Source organism: Piscinibacter sp. PDB5-1 (assembly GCF_056676035.1).
Window position 1 is genome coordinate 451827 of record NZ_JBWVZL010000003.1, and the last position, 21011, is coordinate 472837.

A 21011-nucleotide genomic window follows, 5' to 3' on the forward strand; every position below is an offset into this window, starting at 1 on the left:
GAAAGAGCCTTGAAAACTCAGTGGTGGCGCGATGCCATCAGCGCCGCAAAGCCGCTGCGGGGCTCGGCCGACGTTGCGTGCGAGGCATTCTTTTGCGGCTCGCGCAAGGCGGCTGCCGGTGAATGACCCTGGGCCAGTTGACGAGCGCCCTGCAAAGCGTCGCCCAGGTCTTTCGCCGTGATTTCAAGCGAGCGGGCGTAGCGCGCGGCCACGTGGGTCAACGCGGCCGCCACCCGCGTGGGGGGCGTGCGCGAGACGACGTCGACCGCTTCGTTGGCGGCACTGGCCGCCACGCGCAGCGCATCGACATCGCTGTCGGCATGGCGCACGGCCGTGCCCACCGGCATGCGCCGGATCATGTGCAGCACCTCGTCGTTCAGGCCCCAGTGGCGGGCCACGGCCGCGCCCATGGCCTCGATGTCGATGCCCAGCACCGCGTACGAGGCCGCCTCTTCGGTCATGCCCGGTTGTTCGGGCTCGCCGGGCTCTTCGGGCGGCAGCGACTGCATCAATTGGTTGATTTGCTCGGCTTCGTCCGGGAAGTGGTACTGCACCATCAGGCGGCCGAGGTTCTGCATGGCGGCGATCAGGTAGATGACCTCGGCGTCGTAGCCCGCCGGTCGCAGCAGTTGCGCCAGGTGGCCGGCCAGGCGCACGCGGTCCATCAGTTTCTTGAGGTTGGCGGCTTGCGCGTCGTTCAAAGGCCCGGGCCAGGCACGCAGCGCAGCGGCCGCGTTGCGCACGCCTTTCAGGCCCACCAGCGCCACGGCACGGCGGATGGTCAGCACCGGACCGCTGCCAGCCATCTGCGTGGTCTGCACCTGGGCCGAATTGACGTTGCGCAGCAGCTCGAAGCTGAGCGCCATGTCTTCAAGGATCTGTTCGGCGATCTCGTCGGTGCGCTGCGAATCGCTCATCGCCAGACGCCCCACACGCGCCCCCACGCCGGGGCTGGCCGGCAGGTGGCCGACGGTGTGCAGCCGGTCGAGCATCAAGGCGAGCGCGCCGCCGTTGTCGCTGGCCTCGGCCTCTTGCCAGCCGGTGAGCGCGCGCAGCAGCGTGCGGGCGCTGTGGTAGCGCTGGCGCTCCTGGCGGTCGGTGCCTCGGTTGGCGATCGCACGCAGCGCCTCGGGAATGGGCTGCGGCGTGCTCCAGGGCAGGCGCACGATCTCGCGGCCCACCGGCGGCAGGCGGTCGATCGCGCGCGAAGTGTCGGGTTCGTCGAGCGCCGGGGCGCCCGCCAGCAGGTGGTGCAGCAGCAGGCCAGCGGTGAGCACGTCGCGCTCGGCCGCGTTGCGGGCGGCGCGCAGGGCGCCCGGGTCCATCGGCATGGCGCGGTCGTTCGAGACCGGGCCGTTCGATTTGACAGGCTCACGGGCAATGGCCAGGCCCATCACGCGCACCACGCCCTGTTCGCTGACGATGAGGTGGTGCAGTTGCAGATCGCCGTGCGCCACGTTGGCTTCGTGGGCGAAGGCCAGGCCTTGCAGCGCCTGGACCATCCAGCCCACGACGATGCCTGGGCCCTGCCCACGATGGGTGGCCAGGTGCTCGGCGAGGGTCACGCCGAGGGCGCGGTCCACCGAGACGAAGGGCCAGTTGTCTTGCACGCCGACTTCGACGACGTGCGCGAGGTTCGGGTGGTTGAGCCGGGCGCCGAGCTTGGCTTCATTGATCCAGGCTTCGAGTTCGGCGGCGTCGGCCGGCTGCACGCGGGGCAGCGTGAGCATCAGTTCTTGGCCGGCGCGCGGGTCGTGCACCAGCCAGCACATGCTGCGATCGCTCTTGCCGAGCAGGCGGCGCAGTTCGAAACGGCCGAACGACCGCGTGGGGGCAGCGGCCTTGGGGGTGGCGGGCGTTTCCTGGGCGAGCATGGGCGGGCCGTCGAGGTGCGTCGAAGTGCGTCGGGTTGCGAGGGGATGCAGCGTCACCCTATTGGACGACCGCCCGCTGCGCCGCAATAGCGGGATCAGCCCCCCAAATGCCGCTTATTTCACGCGGCGCTTCGCTTTCACGTGCCCTGCGCGGTGCGTCAAGTGACTTCGATCAAGCGCCCTGCCCCGCTGATCAGCGCACAGCGCACGGCCTCACCAGGCTGCAGGCGCTGGATCACCTCGCGGTAGCGCCCCAATTGGGCGTGGTACGCCGCCTCGGCGCCCGGGTTGAGCGCGATCTTGTAGTCGAGCACCCACCAGACGCGGCGGCCGTCTTCGTCGAGCGCGACCAGGCGGTCGATGCGCAGCAGCTCGGCGCCATCGGCCACCGGCACCTCGTTGCCGGCCCAGCGCAGTTGTGGCCCGGTGAAAAAGCGCCGGCATTCGGGGCTGCGCCAGATGCTGTCGGCGATGCGGGTGACCTCGGCCACCGGGGCGGCGAAGTCCCGCGCAGCGGCGGCGGCCAGCGCGAGGAGGTCCACGTCGGCCGCGCCGGGTGAACCGCTGGCCCACTCGAGCACGCGGTGCACGGCCTCGCCCAGGCGCGAGGCGGCGTCGCCCGCATCGGCCGCGCCCACCGGCGGCGCCTCGCGCACCGGGTGCTGCCAGGGCGGCAGCACGGCGATCTCGGCCACGGGGGGCGGGCCGTCGTGGGGCGCCTGGGTGTCGTCCAGCGGTTCCCACGGCGTGGCGACCGGCTCGACGCGCGACCACCAGCTGCGCCCCGCCGTGCGGGTGGGCTGGGTGCGGCTGAACACCAGCCGCTCGCGGGCGCGCGACATGGCCACGTACAGGCCGTTGAGCTCTTCGCGCTCGCGGGCGGTCTTTTCGCTCGCCATGGCGTCGGCCAGCGCGGGCGGGCAGCGCGACTCTGAATAGATGAACGCACAGCGCCGGGGCGCGTCGTCGGTCACCGGCCAGTCGATCAGCAGCGTGGCGCTGTCGGCGTTGGCGGGCTGGGGCTCGGCGTCCATCACGAACACGACCCGGGCTTCGAGCCCCTTGGCGCCGTGCACGGTGAGCAGCTGCACGGCGTCGGGCTGGGTGGGCGCGGCCACCGTGATCGCACGGCGCTTGAGCGCACGCACGAAGTTGTAGGGCGTGGCGTAGCGGGCGCCATCGAGCATCAGCGCCTGGGCCAGCAGCGCGTCGATGGCGTTGAGCGCGGCCAGGCGTTGCTCGGGCGGCACGGTGGCGGCGACGCGCGCGCGGTAGTCGCCCTCGCTGACGATGCGGTCGAGCAGGTCGTGCGGCGGCAGCGCATCGGCCGCCTCGCGCCAGGCGGGCAGCAGGCGGGCGGCACGTTGCAGCTCGGGGTGGTCGTCGTGGGCCTGCGTGGTGAGCGCCGCCCACCAGCCGCCGCCGGCTTTCGCGTGGCGGGCCAGCGCCATCAGGGCCTCGTCGCCCGCACCGAACAGCGGGCAGCGCAAGGCCTGCGCGAGCGACAGGTCGTGCTGCGGTGAGGCCAAGGCGTCGAGCACGGCGACGAGGTCGCGCGCCTCGATGCGGTCCATCAGCGCGAACTCTTCAGACGCCGCAAAGGGCACGTGCAGCGCCTGCAAGGCCTGCGCGGCCAGGCGCAGCGGCGCGCGGCTGCGGCACAGCACGAAGATGTCGCCCGGGCGCATGCCCTCTTTGGCGATGAGCGCGTGAATGGCATGCGCCACGCGTTCGGCCTCGCGCTGGCGCAGCACCTCTTCGGGCTCGTGGCGCGGGGTGGTGAGGGTGTCGCGCCACGCGGGCGCGGGCTCGGCACCGGTTTTGTCGGCCGCTTCGCGCAGCACCGGCGGCAAGGCAAAGGCGCCGGCCCCATCGACCGGCCCGACCTCGGTGGTGTGGGTGCGAAAGGCCAGGTAGTCGCCCAGTCGCACGGCCTGTTCGAACACGGGGTTGAGTGCCGCCAGCACCTCAGGCGCGTTGCGCCGGGTGTGGTCGCAAGCGAGTTCATCGCCGCCCAGCCCTTCGGTGATGAAGCTGCGCGCGGCCTCGAACACCCGTGGCTCGGCGCCCCGAAAGCGGTAGATGCTCTGCTTGGGGTCGCCGACGATGAAGAGCCCCGGCGGGCGCTGGCCGCTCAAGCCGCCACCCGCGCCGGCATAGGCCGACAGCCACGCATGCAGCGAATGCCACTGCAGCGGGCTGGTGTCTTGAAACTCGTCGATCAGCAGGTGGCGGATGCGCGTGTCGAGCCGCTCTTGCACCCAGCCGGCCAGGCTGCCGTCGCGCAGCAGGTGCAGCGCGCAGCGTTCGAGGTCGGCCATGTCGGCCAGGCCGCGTGAGCGCTTGTAGTTGGCGAACTCGGCCAGCAGCACGCGCGCCAGGCGCACCATGCGCAGGTGCTCGTCGTGGGCCTCGGCCTGCCGCACGCGTTCAGAGATGGCTTCGAGCTGCGTCTGCACCTCGACCAGCGCCGCCACCTTGCCCAGCTGCTTGCGCGGCGTGCCCGTGGCGGTGAAGAGCGCCGACCACGCGTGGTCGAAGCGCGCCTCGGCCTGGGCCGCTTCGAGCGCCATCACGAGGCCGGTGGCGGCGTCTTGCGCCTTCACGCCGCCGCGCGCGAGTTCGATGGCCAACTCGCGCAGCGTGGTGCACCAGGTCTCGCTCAGCAGCTCGGCACAGGGCGACGCGCCCGGCTCGCCCTTGGGCGGCGGCACGCTGTCTTCGAGCGTGCCGGCGGCGTCGGCCAGCTCCAGCTCGATTCGCTTGGCGAGCGCCGCTTCGAGCCACTTGCGCACCTGCGAACGCCCCCGGCGCTGGATGAGCGCGCGGTAGTCGTCGGCCCGGGGCGCATCGCGCAGCAGCGCGGCGTGGAAGCGCCGGAAGACCTCGCCGCGGTGGTCGTCGAGCGCTTCGATCAAGGCCATGCCCGACTGCAGTCCCAGCTCGGCCAGCAACTCGATGGGCGCGGCGCGCAGCAGTTGCGAGAACCACGCGTGGAAGGTGCTGATCTGCACCGCGCGGCCCGTGCCGAGCAGGCGCTCGTGCAGCGTGGCGAGCTGCGGGGCCAGGGCCTGGGCACGGGTCGCGTCCATGCCCCGCATCACCAGTTCTTTGGCGCGCTGGGCGTCGGTGCAATGCGGGGCAGCGAACTCGCGCAGCCAGTCGTTGAGCCGCTCGCGCATCTCGCCGGCGGCCTTGCGGGTGAACGTGATGGCCAGCACCTCTTGCGGCTGCGCGCCTTCAAGCAGCGCCCGCAAGATGCGCGAGACGAGCATCCAGGTCTTGCCCGCGCCCGCGCAAGCCTCGACGACCACGCTGCGTTGCGGGTCACAGGCCAGCGCATAGAAGCGCTCGCGCGACACCGGCGCCTTGTTGGCCTGGTAGGCGGGCGTGGGGCTCATGGCAAGGGATCCGCGTCGGTGGCCCAGTGGTCTTTGCGGCACAGGCCGCGCGCTTCGCAGAAGTCGCACACCCGGCCTTCGCCCAGGGCCGGCATGCCGGCGCCCTGCCGCAGGCGCGCCATGTCGTGGGCCAGCCCGGCCAGCAAGGCCTCGGCGCTGGCCTCGACGTCGGCGTGGGCGATGGCCTCGATGCCCTTGCCGCCATCGAGCGCGAGGTAGCTGGCCGACAGCGGCAGCTCGGTCTGCTCGCGCATCAACAGCGCATAGAACGCGAGCTGGGTGTCTTCGAAGGGCTGCTTGACCTGGCGCTTCAGCGCCTCGGCGTTGCCGGTCTTGTAGTCGATCAGCTCGACGCCGCGCGCACTGCCTTGGGCGACCTGGTCGGCGCGGTCGATGCGGCCGCGCAGCGTGAGGCCCTGCAGCTCGGGCGGCGACACACGGCGGTCTTCTTCGCCTTGCCACCACCGCGCGCCGTCAGCGTCGCGCGCATGTAACCACGTGATGTAGCGGCCTGCGAGCTGGTGGAAGCTGGCCGCGAAGGGCAGGAAGTCGGCGTCGTCGAGCCCGGCGAGCGCCTGCTGCTCGGTGGCGATGGCGAGCAGGCGATTCAGTTCGACCTCGGCCGCGGCGGGCGCCTCGCGCGTGGTGTGAAAAGCGTGCAGCACGGCATGCAGCCAGTTGCCGTAGTCGCGCTTGGCGGCTTCGGCGTCGAGTTCGTCCGGCTCACGCAGCGCCAGCGCATGCAAGGCGTAGAAGCGATACGGACAGGCCCGCAGCGCTTCGCACGCGCTGGCCGACATCTGCGTGGGCAGCAGCGCGGCGGCCGAGGGCGCCGGCATGCGCGCCGGCAGCAGCGGCACGACGCGGCGCGGGCGCGGGTCGTGCCACGCCGCGAGCGTGCGCCCTGCCCGCCCCTGCCACAGGCGCAGACGCTCGATCAGCGGGCTGGCGGCGAGGGGCTCGCCGCCGTCCAGCCGCCGGTAAAACAGGCTCACGCGCGGCGCGCCGAGGGCGTGTGCGAAGTGCAGGGCCTCGGTGTCGTGCCGCTGCTGCATGCCGGGCAGGCCGAGCGCCACGGCCTGGGCATCGCTCAACAAGGGGTGCATGGCGGTGGGTGCGCCAAGGTGGCGCTCGTCGGCCCCGGGCATGACGACCGAGGCGAAAGGCCGCAGCGGCAAGCGCGCCAAGGGCGTGATGACGACCGGCGCCTCTTCGCGCGGCGCGGGCGGCACGAACGAGGCCTCTTCGAGCACCGCGCCCACCCAGGCCACCAGTTCGTCCAGCGTCATCGGCGTTTGCGCGACGGCGCCAGCGTTCCAGGCTTCGTCCGTCCAGTGCAAGGCGGCGAGCACCTGCTGGCCGGCTTCGTCCGCGAGCATGGCGGCCCAACTGCCCGTGGTTTCGAGGGCGAGCTTCATCGCCGACATCCATGCACGCAGCGGCTGGCGGCGGGTGGTGGCCATGGCGGCGAGCGCTTCGCTGGTCTGCGTCCAGACGCGGCCTGCGGCTTCGCTCAGCTCGGACACATCGACCGCCGCGCGTTGGCGCCAGGCCTTGCGCCGGCACAGCGCTTCGATCTCGGCGCGGGGCCGTCGGGTGTCACCGAGGCCGGGCCAATCCGCCGGCGTGGCCTTGAGCCAGTCGAGCAAGGCGTTGGTCGGCGCCTGGGCAGGCACCGCCCCAAGCAGACCCATCAGCTGCGCCCCGGCGCGTGTGGTGGAAAGCTTCCAGCCCGTCTCATCGAGCAAGGGCACGCCGTGGCGTTCGAGCAGCGCACGCGCGCGGCGCACGAGCACCCGGTCTTCGGCCACCAGGGCCACGGGCACGCGGCCAGCGGCGACGTCGTCGAGCACCTGCGCGGCCGCGCATTGGGCTTCGTGCTCGAAACCATCGCAGGCTGCGAGGGTCACGTTCGCGGCCTGCGCCATGGCGGTGTCCACATCGACCTCGGCGTCGATGCTGGCGCATGTCACCCCGGGCGGTGCGGCGGCCAGCACGGCCTCGGTGAGTGCATCGGCGCCGCCCAGGCGAACGGCGATCCACGCCGAGGGCCGCCATGCAAACAGCGCGTCGGTGGCTGGCACGGGCGAGGCGGCAGCCCATTCGATGGCCACACGCGCCAAGGCACGCTCGGTGCCGCCCGGCCCTGCCAAGAGCGGCACGAGGCTGCGTGCGTGTTGCCAGTGTGCCGGGCGCGCGTCCGGTGGCACGGCAGCAGACGCGCGTGCCAGCGCATGGGTGGTGGTGACAACGGCAGCCACCGCTTCGTCGAAGCGCCGTGGGTCGAGGCGTGACCAGTCGCGGGCCCAGCTTTGCGCGCGCAGCAACGCGGCTGCGGCGAGGCGGTCCACGCCGACGTCGAAACTGATCTGTCCCTCGTCTGCGCGCGGCCGAGGCGCGATGGCTTGTGCGAGCGTCTGCGGTGTTTCGATGCGTGGCATCCAGCCGCCCAGGCGCATCCACGCACGACGGGCCAGCGAGAGGTGTTGCACCAGAGGCACCAGCACGACAGCGTCACGCACCGACACGCCTTGCGCAGCCAGATGGTCGGCGGCGCACGCCATCAAGCGCAGCCAATCGGGGCTTTGCGCACCAGGCGATTCAAAAGGCGGGCCGAGGGAAATCTGGGCTATCGAAGCCATAGCGTGGCAGGGGGCGGGCGTCCCGGCCGCGACAGGGCCGATATGTCAAAATCATTTTGCCTTGTCACCCGCGGCGGGTGGCTGACGCCAAGGACAAATCCCATGAGCAGCGACTTGATCAAACACACCACCGACGCCTCGTTCGAGGCCGACGTGATCCAGGCGGGCAAGCCCGTGCTGGTCGATTACTGGGCCGAGTGGTGCGGCCCCTGCAAGATGATCGCCCCCATCCTCGACGAGGTGTCGAAGGACTACGACGGCCGCCTGCAAATCGCGAAGATGAACGTCGATGAGAACCGCGACGTGCCCGCCAAGTTCGGCATTCGCGGCATCCCGACCTTGATGCTTTTCAAGAACGGCCAACTCGCCGCCACCAAAGTCGGCGCATTGTCGAAGGCCCAGTTGACGGCCTTCATCGACGGCAATCTATAATTCGCCGCAATCGTGGGCGCGAGAAGCTCCGACCAAACGGGTTTCTTCTCGCCCCACCTGAATTTCCAAGCCACCATGCCCGTTCGAGGCGCATGAGTTCGGCCCCCTACCCCAGCGTTTGAGTTTTCCCCGGCCGCACGGCGCGTGCTTCGGTTCATCCTGAACCGGCTCGCCGCAGCAGCCACAACGCCGCAAGCCCCATGCGCGGGCCACACGCGGTCTTTCACCCCAGGGTCTTCGCCCATGCATCTGTCCGAACTGAAAGCGCTTCACGTCTCCGAGCTTCTGAAAATGGGCGAGGCGCTGGAGATCGACAACGCCGGCCGCATGCGCAAACAGGAATTGATGTTTGCGATCATGAAAAAGCGCGCCAAGGGTGGCGAGCAGGTCTTCGGCGACGGCGTGCTCGAAGTGCTGCCCGATGGCTTCGGCTTCCTGCGAGCACCGGATGCGAGCTACATGGCGTCCACCGACGACATCTACCTGTCGCCGAGCCAGATCCGCCGCTTCAACCTGCACACCGGCGACATGGTCGAAGGCGAAGTGCGCGTCCCGAAGGACGGCGAACGCTACTTCGCGCTGGTGAAGGTCGATCGCGTCAACAACGTGACGCCCGAGGAGAGCAAGCACAAGATCATGTTCGAGAACCTGACGCCGCTCTTCCCGAAAGAGCAGTTCAGGCTAGAGCGAGACATGAAGGGCGAAGAGAACATCGTCGGCCGCATCATCGACCTGATCGCGCCGCTGGGCAAAGGCCAGCGCGCGTTGCTGGTCGCACCGCCCAAGAGCGGCAAGACGGTGATGATGACCCACATCGCCCACGCCATCACGGCCAACCACCCCGACGCCGTGCTGATGGTGTTGCTGGTCGATGAGCGACCCGAAGAAGTGACCGAAATGCAGCGCACCGTGCGCGGCGAGGTCATCAGCTCGACCTTCGACGAACCGCCGCAGCGCCACGTCCAAGTGGCCGAAATGGTGATCGAGCGCGCCAAGCGCCTGGTCGAACTGAAGAAGGACGTGGTGATCCTGCTGGACTCGATCACCCGCCTGGCCCGCGCGTACAACAACGTGCTGCCCTCGTCGGGCAAGGTGCTCACGGGCGGTGTCGATGCCAACGCGCTGCAACGCCCGAAGCGCTTCTTCGGCGCCGCACGCAACATCGAAGAAGGCGGCTCGCTGACCATCATCGGCACGGCGCTGGTCGATACCGGCAGCCGCATGGACGAAGTGATCTACGAAGAGTTCAAGGGCACCGGCAACTCGGAAATCCACCTCGACCGCCGCATGGCCGAGAAGCGGGTGTACCCGTCGATCCTGTTGAACAAGTCGGGCACGCGCCGCGAAGAACTGCTGCTGAAGCCCGAGATCCTCCAGAAGACGTGGATCCTGCGCAAACTGCTCTACAACATGGACGAGATCGAGGCGATGGAGTTCATCCTCGACAAGATGAAGTCGACGAAGACCAACCTGGACTTCTTCGACATGATGCGTCGCGGCGGCTGATCGCTGCCGCACGCATCCAGGCAGGTGGCGCGCCGCGCTGACCTGCCGCCGGGCCATGAAAGTCGCCCAGTCCATTGATTCCACAGATATAGATATAATTCGCGGTTTTCCGCATTCCGGAAAGTGCGCCGAAGGGTTCGGCGTGGCTCCCGGCACTTACCCTGCGAGGTTCCCGATGAAAGAAGGCATTCACCCCAACTACCGCGACGTCTGCTTCGTGGATCTGTCCAACGGTTTCAAGTTCGTGACGCGCTCGTGCGCTCAGACCAAAGAAACCATCAAGCTCGACGACGGCCGCGAAGTGCCGCTGTTCAAGCTCGAAACCACCAGCGAATCGCACCCCTTCTACACCGGCACGCAAAAGAGCGTGGACTCGCTGGGCGGCCGCGTCGAGAAGTTCCGCAACAAGTTTGCGCACCTCAAGAAGTGATCTCCTCGTGGTCGCAAGACCACGCAGCAACAAAGGCAGCTCCGGCTGCCTTTTTTGTTGCTGCGGCCTGAATCGCCGCCAAGCCATCGCTTGTTGCATCATCGCCGCTGCCATTCACCGCACGCCTTGAACACACCCAACCCCGCCCTCGTCACCCAGCGCGCCGCGCAGCGGCTGCCCCGCGTCGCTTTGTGGCTGTTCTGCGCGGCCTACCTGCTGCCGGGCCTGTTCGGCCGCGAGCCCTGGCGCTCGGCCGATGTCACGGCCTTCGGCTACATGTTCAGCATCGCGCAGGGCAAGACGGGCTGGCTCGCACCCACCGTCGGCGGCCTGCCGGCCGATGCCGCGCTGCTGCCCTACTGGCTGGGGGCGGCGTTCATCAAGCTGCTCGGTCCGTTGATGGGGCCGGCGCTGGCGGCGCGGATTCCCTTCGCGATCTTGCTGGGTCTGGTGCTGCTGCTGACCTGGTACAGCACCTACCACCTGGCGCGCACCGAGGCTGCGCAGCCGCTGCCCTTCGCGTTTGGCGGCGAGGCCAACCCGACCGACTACGCCCGCGCGATTGCCGATGGCGCGCTGCTCGCCGTCATCGCCACGCTGGGGCTGCTGCAGTTGGGGCATGAGACCACACCCGAACTCGCACAGCTTGCCAGCGTCGCCCTCTTCATGTTTGCACTCGCGGTGGTGCCGTTTCGCGCCACGCAGAGTCGTGTGGCGGTGCTGGCCGCCCTGCCCGCGCTGGCCGCGAGCGGTGCGCCGAGCATCGCGGTGGCGCTGGCCATCACCGGCGCCATCGTGTGCGGCCGATCGAGCTATGCGCCGGCCCGCCAGTTCAGCGGCTGGATCATCGCCTCGGGTGTGCTCGCCGCCCTGGTGGCGACCGCGATGGATGCCTGGGGCCTGCGCCTGGCCAGTTCGCTGCGCGACGGCCTCGTCACCGGGCTGCTGCGGCAGTGGCTGTGGTTCATGTGGCCGGTGTGGCCGCTGGCGCTGTGGACGCTCTACCGCTGGCGCTCGCATTGGCTGCACCGGCACATCTCGGTGCCCTTGAGCTGCGCGCTGGTGAGCATCGTCGCGGGCGCGTTGATGGGCGGGTCGGACCGCGCCTTGATGCTGGCCCTGCCACCGCTGGCGGTGCTTGCCGCCTTCGCGTTGCCGACCTTGAAGCGCAGCACCTCGTCGGCGATCGACTGGTTCTCGGTGTTCTTCTTCACCATCAGCGCGCTGGTGATCTGGGTGGTCTACATCGCCATGCAGACCGGCATGCCCGCCAAGCCGGCCGCGAACGTGACGCGCCTGGCTCCGGGCTTCGTGCCGAGCTTTTCGCTGATCGCCTTCGTGGCTGCGGTGCTGGCGACGGCCGCCTGGCTGTGGCTCGTGCAGTGGCGCACCGGGCGCAACCGCCACCCGCTGTGGAAGAGCCTCGTGCTGCCCGCCAGCGGTGTGGCCCTGTGCTGGCTGCTGTTGATGACGCTGTGGCTGCCGCTGCTCGACTACGCACGCAGCTACCGCCCGCTGATCACGCGCATCTCGCAGCACCTGCCCAACGATTCGTGCATCGCCGCGCCCGGCATGCCGCGCCCGTTGGTGGTGGCGCTCGAACACCTCGGCGGCTACCACGTCGATGCGGTCACACCCGCCACCGACACGACCTGCAAATACCTGCTGCTGACCGAGTCGCGCCAGCAGGCGAAGACCACTGTGGCCACGACGCCGTGGACGCTCGTCGCACGCGAGCGCCGCCCGACCGATGGCCAGGACGTGACGGCGATCTACCGCCGCGACTGAGCGCCGTTCGACGCGGCCTCGCCGGCATCGCCGGGCGCGGCAGCCCCGGCCAGCTCTGCCACGGCCTCGCCGCGGCGCACCCGCGCCGCAGGAAACACCAGGCTGAAGCTCGACCCCTTGCCCAACTCGCTTTGCACGTCGAGCTCGCCGCCGTGGCGTTGCACCACGTGCTTGACGATCGACAGGCCCAGGCCTGTGCCGCCCGTGTCGCGCGAACGGCTGCCGTCCACGCGGTAGAAACGTTCGGTCAGCCGGGGGATGTGTTCGCGCGCGATGCCCAGGCCCGTGTCGCTCACGGTGATCACACCGGCGCCGTCGTCACGCACGCGCCACTGGACCCTGATCTGCCCGCCCTCGGGCGTGTAGCGCACGGCGTTGGTCACGAGGTTGGCCACGGCGCTCATCAGCTCGGTCTCGGTGCCGGCGAGCTGCACGCCCTCATCGACCGGCGCAAACACCAGTTGGTGACGCGCCATCGACAGCGCCGAGCCATCGGCCTGCGCCTGTGACAGCAGCTTGGCCACCGACACCCAGCGGTCGCTCGGCGGACGCGGGCTGCCTTCGAGCTGGGCCAGCGTCAAAAGGTCGGCCACCAGCGTCTGCATGCGTTGCGTCTGCTGCCCCATCAGCGTGAGCACGCGGCGCCGCTCGACCTCGGTGAGCGGCAGGTTGTTCATGGTCTCGATGAAGCCCGACAGCACCGTGAGCGGCGTGCGGATCTCGTGCGACACATTGGCCACGAAGTCGCGGCGCATGCCCTCCGACCGCTCGCGCTCGCTGATGTCCTGCGACAGCACGAGCTTCATGCCCTCGCCGTACACGCGCACCTGCACAGACAGCGTGGCACCCCCGAGCATGTGCGTCAGCAGCACCGGCTGCGCGAACTCGCCCGCTTGCAGGTAGGCGACGAAAGCGGGCGAGCGCACAAGGTTGGTCATGCGCTGGCGGCGGTCGCGCTCGGGGTCGAGCCCGAAGTGCGCCGCGGCCACCGAGTTGCACCATTCGATCTGGTCGCCGGCGTCGAGCAGCAGCACGCCGTTGGGCGAGGCCTCGATGGCCGACAAAAACTGCGCCAACCGCGTGCGCTCGTTCGTCACGCCCTGCTCGCGCAGTCGGATCGCCCGCTCGACGCGGTAGCCAAGCTCACCCCAGAAGCCGCTGTCGCGCGGGGCGTTCTGCTCTTGCCCGCCGCTCAGCCATCGTGTCAACCGCAAGGCGCGCAAGGTGTCGATGATCGACATCACCGCCACGCCCAGCGACGCACCGATCAGCACACTCGTGACCGGCGCGCGCACGGGCTCGCCGATGAAATAGCCCAACAGGCCGCCGACGAACGCAGCAAACGCCGCGGCCGTCAGGCGAGGCAACAACCAGTTCATGCCACTCCCGGGAATCCGCTACGCGGACAGGCTTTGCACCTGTTGCGTCAGTCGGTAGCCGGCACCGCGCACGGTCTCGATCATGTGCGCGCACTGGATGGGTTGCAGCGCTTCACGCAGCCGCTTCACGTGCACATCGACCGTGCGCTCTTCAATGAACACGTGGTCGCCCCACACGCGGTCGAGCAGTTGCGATCGGCTGTGCACGCGCTCGGGGTGCGTCATGAAGAAGTGCAGCAGGCGGAATTCGGTCGGCCCGATGCGCACCTCTTGCTGGTCGCGCGAGACGCGACGCGTGGCGGGGTCGAGGCGCAGCGCGCCGATCTCGACCGCCGCGTCGAGCGCCTCGGGCGCCTTGCGACGCAGCACGGCGCGTATGCGCGCCATCAGCTCGTGCGTCGAGAAGGGCTTGGTCAGGTAGTCGTCCGCACCGGCGTCGAGCCCCGAGATCTTGTCGGACTCTTCGGCGCGGGCCGTCAACATGATGATCGGCAGCTCGCGTGTGCGGGCCTGCGAGCGCCAGCGCTTGGCGAGCGCCAGGCCCGATTGGCCGGGCAGCATCCAGTCGAGCACCACCAGGTCGGGCAGCACCTTGTCCACCTGGGCGATGGCCTCGTCGGCATTCGACGCGACCACCACTTCGTAGCCCGCGTGGCGCAGGTTGAGGGACATCAACTCGGCAATCGCCGCTTCGTCTTCGACCACCAGCACTTGGCTCATGTTTGCACCTCGTTGAAGGGGCCGCGCTGCCGACCCGGCATGCGCTCGCCCCGCTGCATTGCAGTTGTCACGTCGTTCACCGTCCGGCCTTCGGGCATCACTTCATCATCGATTCGATGGTGGCGAGCGGGTTGTGCCGCACGTCCGCCCCGACGACGATGTAGATGATGGCTTCGGCCAGGTTCTTCGCGTGGTCGCCCACCCGCTCGATGGCCTTGGCCACGAACACGAGGTCGATGCTCGACGAGATGGTGCGCGGGTCTTCCATCATGTAGGTGATGAGCTTGCGCAGCAGGCCGTCGAACTCCTGGTCGATCTGGTCGTCTTGCTTCAGCACTTCGAGGGCCTTGGCCGTGTCGAGCCGCGCGAACGCGTCGAGCGCCTTGCGCAGCTGGGCCACCGCGAGTTCGGCTTCGAAGGCCAGGTCGTTGACCGGCAAGCGCAGGCGGCTCGACACGCCGGTGTTGATCAGGCGCTGCACGGTGCGTGCGATGCGCGCCGCCTCGTCGCCCACGCGTTCGAGGTTGGCGATGGTCTTGCTGATGGCGATCAGCAGGCGCAGGTCGCGTGCCGTGGGCTGGCGCCGCGCAATGATGGTCGAGAGGTCGCGGTCGATCTCGACTTCCATCGAGTTGACGCGCTCTTCGTTGCGCAGCACGTCGGTCGCGATGTCGCCGCTGAAGTGCGTGAGGGCGTAGACCGCCTGCGCGACCTGCGACTCGACCAGGCCGCCCATTTCGAGCACGCGGGTCGAGATGCCGCTGAGTTCGGAGTCGAACTGCGTGGAAAGATGCTTGTCCATGTCACCGCTCCCTTTCAGCCGAATCGGCCCGTGATGTAGTCCTCGGTGTCTTTCTTCTTCGGCTTCATGAACAGCTCCGAGGTCGGCCCGAACTCGATCAGGTCGCCCAGGTACATGAAGGCCGTGTAGTCAGAGCAGCGCGCGGCCTGCTGCATGTTGTGCGTGACGATGACGACCGTGTAGTCGTTCTTCAGCTCGTGGATCAGCTCTTCGATCTTGCCGGTCGAGATCGGGTCGAGCGCCGAGCACGGCTCGTCGAGCAACAGCACCTCGGGCTTGATCGCAATGCCGCGCGCGATGCACAGCCGTTGCTGCTGGCCGCCCGAGAGGCCCGAGCCGCTCTGGTTGAGCTTGTCTTTCACCTCGTTCCAGAGCGCGGCCTTCTTCAGGGCCCACTCGACGCGCTCGTCCATCTCGACGCGCGGCAACGTCTCGAACAGGCGAACGCCGAAGGCGATGTTGTCGTAGATCGACATCGGAAACGGCGTCGGCTTCTGGAACACCATGCCGATCTTGGCGCGGATGAGCGACACGTCGTGCTTGGACGTGAGGATGTTCTCGCCATCGACCATGATCTCGCCCTCGGCATGCTGCTCGGGGTACAGCTCGAACATGCGGTTGAAGGTGCGCAAGAGCGTCGATTTGCCGCAGCCCGAGGGCCCGATGAAGGCGGTGACCTTCTTTTCGGGAATGTCGAGGTTGATGTGCTTGAGCGCGTGGAAGGCGCCGTAATAGAAGTTGAGATCGCGCACGGCCACTTTGACGCGTTCGGCCACGGCGGTATCGACTTTGGTGTCCATGGGTTGCACCTTGAATTCAGTTCTTGTTGCGGAAGAACACCCGCGCCAGGATGTTGAGCGCCAGCACGCCCACGGTGATCAGGAAGACCCCCGCCCAGGCCAGCTTCTGCCAGTTCTCGTACGGACTCATCGCGAACTTGAAGATCGTCACCGGCAGGCTCGCCATCGGCTCGCCGAGGTTCGAGGTCCAGAACTGGTTCGACAAGGCCGTGAAGAGCAGCGGTGCCGTTTCGCCGGCAATGCGCGCCAGCGCCAGCAGCACCCCGGTGATCACACCGGCGCGGGCCGCCTTCAGCGTCACGGTCATGATGACCCGCCACTTCGGCGTGCCCAGCGCATAGGCCGCTTCACGCAGCGCGTTGGGCACCAGGGCGAGCATGTTCTCGGTGGTGCGGATGACCACCGGAATGACGATCAGCGACAGCGCCAGGATGCCCGCGATGGCCGAGAACGACTTGAAGCGCGCCACCACGACCGTGTAGATGAACAGGCCGATCACGATGGACGGCGCCGACAGCAGGATGTCGTTGATGAAGCGCGTGGTCGCGCCCAGCCACGTCTTCTGCCCGTACTCGGCCAGGTAGATGCCGGCCAAGATGCCGATCGGCGTGCCCACGAAGGTGGCCAGGCCGACCATCACCAGCGAGCCGAAGATCGCATTGGCGAGGCCACCGGTTTCGGCCATCGGCGGCGGCGTCATTTCGGTGAACACGGCGAGGTTCAGGCCGCCGATGCCCAGGCGCAGCGTTTCGAAAAGGATCCACGCCAGCCAGAACAGGCCGAAGGCCATGGCCCCGAGCGACAGCGCGAGCGCCACCGTGTTGACCAGCTTGCGCCGGCGGTGCTTGGCCAGGCGCGTGCCATCCATTTGAATGAAGCCTGTGCTCATGTGCGGCCCCCTTCGTTCTTCTTCAGACGGGCCAGCAGCAGGCGCGACAGCGACAGCACCACGAAGGTGATGAAGAACAGCACCAGCCCCAGGTAGATCAGCGAGGCCTGGTGCAGGCCTTCGTTGGCTTCGGCGAACTCATTGGCCAGCGCCGACGAGATGCTGTTGGCCGCCTCGAAGAGCGACAGGCTGCTCAGCTGGTTGAAGTTGCCGATCACGAAGGTGACGGCCATCGTTTCACCGAGCGCACGGCCGAGGCCGAGCATGATGCCGCCGATCACGCCGGTCTTGGTGAAGGGAAGCACCACCTTGAAGACCACCTCCCAGGTGGTCGAGCCGAGCGCGTAGGCCGACTCGCGCAGCATGGGCGGCGTCACCTCGAACACGTCACGCATCACCGAAGCGATGAAGGGAATGACCATGATCGCGAGGATGATCCCCGCCGACAGGATGCCGATGCCCACCGGCGCGCCCGACACCAGCTGGCTCAGCACGGGTGTGTCGCCAAACAGTTGCTGCAGCGGCTGCTGCACGTAGGTGGACAGCACCGGGCTGAACACCAGCAGCCCCCACATGCCGTAGACGATGGACGGCACCGCGGCGAGCAGCTCGATCGCGATGCCCAGCGGCCGGCGCAGCCAGTTGGGCGACAGCTCGGTGAGGAAAATCGCAATGCCGAAGCTCACGGGCACGGCGATGACCAGGGCGATGAGCGAGGTCATCACGGTGCCGTAGATCATCACGAGGCCGCCGTAGCGGTCTTGCACCGGGTCCCACTCGCTGCGCCACAGGAAGCTCAGCCCGTATTCCCTGATCGACGGTGCGGCGCCGATGACCAGCGAGACGATGATGCCGGCCAGCAGCATCAGGGTCAGGATCGCCGCGCCATGCGCCAGCATCGAAAACAACCTGTCCGCCCAGGGGGCGCTGCGGCGCGCCACCGGTGGACGCCCCATCGGATCTGACCGCGGCATCTCGTCGTCTTGGTAGTGAGTTGCGGGTAATGTAGCGGCCACGGCCCCTCCCAACTGTGTGTCTGGCGACCGCCTCGGCCTCCCACCGGGTGCTCGCCAGGGGTGCCCGGCCACCGCTCTGCGGCGGGGGTCCGGGTCACGCGCGATCGGTGCTTACTTAAAGGCGACGGGCTTGCCCGAGGCGTCTTTGATGTCGCCCCACTGCTTGCGGACCAGGTTCTTCACCGAGTCGGGCAGCGGCACGTATTCGAGATCCGACGCCATCTTGTCGCCGTTGCCGAAGGCCCACTCGAAGAACTTCAGGCTGTTCGAGGCCTGCACCGGCTTGTCCTGCGCCTTGTGCATCATGATGAAGGTGGCACCGGTGATGGGCCACGACGCACGGCCGGGCTGGTCGGTCAGCACCTGGTAGAACGACTTGGCCCAGTCGGCGCCGGCGGCGGCGGCCTTGAAGTTGTCTTCGTCGGGCGAGACGAACTGGCCGTCCTTGTTGCGCACCTGGGCGTAGGTCATCTTGTTCTGCTTCACGTAGGCGTACTCGACGTAGCCGATCGAGTTGGGCAGGCGGCCCACGAACGCAGCCACGCCTTCGTTGCCCTTGCCACCGGCACCGGTCGGCCAGTTGACGGCGGTGCCTTCACCGACCTTCGCCTTCCAGTCGGCGTTGACCTTCGAGAGGTAGTTCGTCCAGATGAAGCTGGTGCCCGAGCCGTCGGCACGGCGCACCACCGAGATGGCCGCATCCGGCAACGCGACGCCGGGGTTGAGCGCGGCGATGGCCGGGTCGCTCCACTTGGTCACCTTGCCCAGGTAGATGTCACCCAGCAACTGGCCGGTGAACTTGAGCTGGCCCGGGGCCACGCCCTTGATGTTGACCACCGGCACCACGCCACCGATGACGGTGGGGAACTGCACCAGGCCGTCCTTGGTGAGTTCGTCGTCCTTGAGCGGCATGTCCGAAGCACCGAAATCGACCGTCTTGCCGCGAATCTGGCGCAGGCCGGCGCCCGAGCCCACCGACTGGTAGTTGATGCGGGCACCCGTGGCCTTGTTGTAGGCATCGGCCCACTTGGCATACAGCGGCGCCGGAAAGGTCGCGCCGGCACCGGTGACGTCCTGCGCCAGGGCGGCACCCGTGGTCAGCGCGAGCGAGGCAGCCACCAGGGCCAGACGGATCGTCGGAAGAGTCATGAAAGTCACCTTTCTGAGTGCAAAAGCAGGGGATGCCGGCACTCTAGGGGGGCTCCATGACAAAGACGTGACACGACTGTCATCTGCGCACGAGCGCTTCGCCCCGCGTGACAGGGCGCGTGACAGCGTCACGAATCGGTCACGGCGTTGTCATGCGTGACTTCTACGCTGCGTGGGTCGCCCGCCCTCGGGGCGCGAGATGTCAAAACCTTCACACGGAGTCTTTCGATGAACACACGCCTTGGCCTCGCCATCGCCACCCTTGCCCTCGCCCTGGCCGGGTGCGCCACCGGCCCGGCCGCGATCCCTGAATCTGCCGCCGCAAATGCCCAGCTCAGCACCTTCACCCGTCTGGTGAAGCAGGCCGGGCTCGACGAGACGCTCAAGGGCGCCGGCCCCTACACCGTGTTCGCACCCAGTGACGAAGCCTTCAAGGCCGTGCCCGCCAAGAGCCTCGAAGCGCTGGGCCACGACAAGGCCGCGCTCAGCGCCGTGCTGCAGCATCACGTGATCGCCGGCAAGACGCTGGCCGCCGACGTGAAGAACGGCAACGTGAAGACCCTCGGCGGGAGCACGCTCGCCGTGTCGCAAGCCGGTACTTTCGTCACCGTGGAAGACGCCGTCGTGACGACGGCCGACGTGCCGGCCGCCAACGGCGTCGTGCACATCATCGACCGCGTGCTGATGCCGCCGAAGAAGTAAGACGCCGCCGGCGCTCGACATGTCGCGCGCCGGCACCAGCGAAAACGGCACCCCTCAGGGTGCCGTTTTTCATGGGAGCTGACGCGCTCAGGCCGCGCGGAACACGTCCGCCAGCCGCTCGGCGCATTGCCGCGCCTGCTCGCCATCGCGCGCCTCGACCATCACGCGCACCAGCGGTTCGGTGCCCGAGGGGCGGATCAGCAGGCGGCCGTTGGCACCCAGTTCACGCTGAACCGTCGCCTGCATCTCGGCGAGACCGGGGGCAGCTTTCCAGTCCTGCCCGGGCTTCAAGCGCACGTTGACGAGCACCTGCGGGCAAAGCTGCACCGGCGCCAGCAGTTCGGCCAGCGTCTGTCCACTGCGCTTGACCGCCTGCAGCACCTGCAGCGCGCTGACGATGCCGTCACCCGTGGTGTGGCGGTCGAGCGCCAGCAGGTGGCCCGAGCCCTCGCCGCCCAAGACCCAGCCGCGCGCGGCCAGTTCTTCGAGCACGTAGCGGTCGCCGACCTTGGCGCGCACGAACTCGACATCGCGCGCCTTCAAGGCCGTCTCGACCGCCAGGTTGGTCATCAGCGTGCCGACGGCACCCGGCACACGCTGGCCTTGCGCCAAGCGGTCGGCGACCATCACGTACAGCAGTTCGTCGCCGTTGTAGAGACGCCCGGCGCGGTCCACCAGTTGCAGCCGGTCGGCGTCGCCGTCGAGGGCGATGCCGTAGTCGGCGCCGCGCTCTTTCACCGCCGCGACCAGCGCTGCCGGCGCCGTGGCGCCGCAGCCGTCGTTGATGTTCAGGCCATCGGGCAAGCAGGCGATGCACGACACCTCGGCGCCCAGTTCATGGAAGACGGCCGGCGCCACCTGGTAGCCCGCCCCATGCGCCGCGTCGATCACGATCTTCAAGCCCTTGAGGGACATGTCGTTGGCGAAGGTGCTCTTGCAGAACTCGACATAGCGGCCCTGGGCATCGTCCAGCCGGCGAGCCTTGCCCAGGCGCGCCGAATCGACCCACTGCGGCGCCAATTCGAGTGCGGCTTCGACCTGCCGCTCCCAGTCGTCGGGCAGCTTCTCGCCCATGTCCGAGAAGAACTTGATGCCGTTGTCGTGGAAGGGGTTGTGCGAGGCGCTGATCACGACGCCCAGGTCGAGCCGCAGCGCCCGCGTGAGGTAGGCGACGGCCGGGGTGGGCACCGGGCCGCTAAGCAGCACATCGACACCCGCCGAGGCGAAACCGGCTTCGAGGGCCGACTCGATCATGTAACCCGAGATGCGCGTGTCCTTGCCGATGAGCACCGTGGGGCGCGCCACGCTGCGCTTGAGCACCTGGCCCACGGCGTGGCCGAGTCGCAGCATGAAATCGGGCGTGATCGGCGCCTCCCCGACGGTTCCGCGGATGCCGTCCGTGCCGAAATAGGTTCTGCTCATGGTTGTTCCTTGGGTGTGCCGTCTGCGCGGCGGGCGGATTGTGCCGCAGGGGCTGGGGC

Annotated in this window: 16 protein-coding genes; 5 read left to right on the forward strand and 11 right to left on the reverse strand. The window is 68.5% G+C overall.

Going from position 1 to position 21011, the window contains the following annotated elements; translation table 11 throughout:
• Positions 1 to 17: 17 nt before the first annotated feature.
• The 3 genes from AC1KAT_RS15020 to AC1KAT_RS15030 form a co-directional block, all read right to left on the reverse strand.
• Entirely contained in the window at positions 18 to 1874 is a 1857-nt protein-coding gene (locus AC1KAT_RS15020) for an HDOD domain-containing protein (protein ID WP_480327340.1), read from the reverse strand.
• A 158-nt stretch (positions 1875 to 2032) separates the two neighbouring features.
• Positions 2033 to 5275, reverse strand: a complete 3243-nt coding sequence (locus AC1KAT_RS15025; protein WP_480327342.1) for a UvrD-helicase domain-containing protein — start codon at positions 5273 to 5275, stop codon at positions 2033 to 2035.
• Positions 5272 to 7917 (reverse strand): PD-(D/E)XK nuclease family protein, encoded by a 2646-nt coding sequence (locus AC1KAT_RS15030; protein ID WP_480327344.1) that lies wholly within the window; start codon positions 7915 to 7917, stop codon positions 5272 to 5274. The genes AC1KAT_RS15025 and AC1KAT_RS15030 overlap by 4 nt, the downstream gene beginning before the upstream one ends.
• A 102-nt stretch (positions 7918 to 8019) precedes the next feature.
• Here AC1KAT_RS15030 and trxA point away from each other — a divergent pair, with 102 nt between their 5' ends.
• The 4 genes from trxA (at position 8020) to AC1KAT_RS15050 (ending at position 12073) form a co-directional block, all read left to right on the forward strand.
• Positions 8020 to 8349, forward strand: coding sequence for a thioredoxin TrxA (trxA, locus tag AC1KAT_RS15035; RefSeq protein ID WP_480327346.1), 330 nt, complete (start codon positions 8020 to 8022; stop codon positions 8347 to 8349).
• A 243-nt stretch (positions 8350 to 8592) separates the two neighbouring features.
• Positions 8593 to 9855: a transcription termination factor Rho gene (rho, locus tag AC1KAT_RS15040; RefSeq protein WP_480327348.1), complete on the forward strand. Its 1263-nt coding sequence runs from the start codon at positions 8593 to 8595 to the stop codon at positions 9853 to 9855.
• 175 nt (positions 9856 to 10030) lie between these two features.
• Complete coding sequence (locus tag AC1KAT_RS15045) at positions 10031 to 10285, forward strand: type B 50S ribosomal protein L31 (RefSeq protein WP_085751606.1); 255 nt, start codon at positions 10031 to 10033, stop codon at positions 10283 to 10285.
• Positions 10286 to 10411: 126 nt separating this feature from the next.
• Positions 10412 to 12073, forward strand: coding sequence for an ArnT family glycosyltransferase (locus AC1KAT_RS15050; protein ID WP_480327351.1), 1662 nt, complete (start codon positions 10412 to 10414; stop codon positions 12071 to 12073).
• On the opposite strand, the gene phoR is transcribed toward AC1KAT_RS15050, so the two are convergent.
• From phoR to pstS, 7 genes are all read right to left on the reverse strand, one after another.
• A complete protein-coding gene (gene phoR / locus AC1KAT_RS15055) occupies positions 12058 to 13452 on the reverse strand; it encodes a phosphate regulon sensor histidine kinase PhoR (RefSeq protein WP_480327353.1) in 1395 nt (464 codons plus the stop codon). The two genes, AC1KAT_RS15050 and phoR, sit on opposite strands and share 16 nt — an antisense overlap.
• Before the next feature lie 18 nt (positions 13453 to 13470).
• Complete coding sequence (phoB, locus tag AC1KAT_RS15060; RefSeq protein WP_480327354.1) at positions 13471 to 14172, reverse strand: phosphate regulon transcriptional regulator PhoB; 702 nt, start codon at positions 14170 to 14172, stop codon at positions 13471 to 13473.
• A gap of 97 nt (positions 14173 to 14269) precedes the next feature.
• Complete coding sequence (gene phoU / locus AC1KAT_RS15065; RefSeq protein ID WP_480327356.1) at positions 14270 to 14974, reverse strand: phosphate signaling complex protein PhoU; 705 nt, start codon at positions 14972 to 14974, stop codon at positions 14270 to 14272.
• A 14-nt stretch (positions 14975 to 14988) separates the two neighbouring features.
• Entirely contained in the window at positions 14989 to 15774 is a 786-nt protein-coding gene (pstB, locus tag AC1KAT_RS15070; protein ID WP_480327358.1) for a phosphate ABC transporter ATP-binding protein PstB, read from the reverse strand.
• A 16-nt stretch (positions 15775 to 15790) separates the two neighbouring features.
• Positions 15791 to 16663 (reverse strand): phosphate ABC transporter permease PstA, encoded by an 873-nt coding sequence (gene pstA / locus AC1KAT_RS15075; protein WP_480327360.1) that lies wholly within the window; start codon positions 16661 to 16663, stop codon positions 15791 to 15793.
• Positions 16660 to 17637 carry a phosphate ABC transporter permease PstC gene (pstC, locus tag AC1KAT_RS15080; RefSeq protein ID WP_480327362.1) on the reverse strand — a complete coding sequence of 326 codons (978 nt, stop codon included), beginning with the start codon at positions 17635 to 17637 and terminating at the stop codon, positions 16660 to 16662. The genes pstA and pstC overlap by 4 nt, the downstream gene beginning before the upstream one ends.
• A 153-nt stretch (positions 17638 to 17790) precedes the next feature.
• A complete protein-coding gene (gene pstS, locus AC1KAT_RS15085; RefSeq protein ID WP_480327364.1) occupies positions 17791 to 18828 on the reverse strand; it encodes a phosphate ABC transporter substrate-binding protein PstS in 1038 nt (345 codons plus the stop codon).
• A gap of 228 nt (positions 18829 to 19056) precedes the next feature.
• Between pstS and AC1KAT_RS15090 the strand changes: the two genes are divergently transcribed.
• Positions 19057 to 19530 (forward strand): fasciclin domain-containing protein, encoded by a 474-nt coding sequence (locus AC1KAT_RS15090; RefSeq protein ID WP_480327366.1) that lies wholly within the window; start codon positions 19057 to 19059, stop codon positions 19528 to 19530.
• 87 nt (positions 19531 to 19617) lie between these two features.
• Here the strand turns inward: AC1KAT_RS15090 and glmM are convergent, their stop codons facing one another.
• Positions 19618 to 20952: a phosphoglucosamine mutase gene (glmM, locus tag AC1KAT_RS15095; protein WP_480327368.1), complete on the reverse strand. Its 1335-nt coding sequence runs from the start codon at positions 20950 to 20952 to the stop codon at positions 19618 to 19620.
• Between the last annotated feature and the right edge of the window lie 59 nt (positions 20953 to 21011).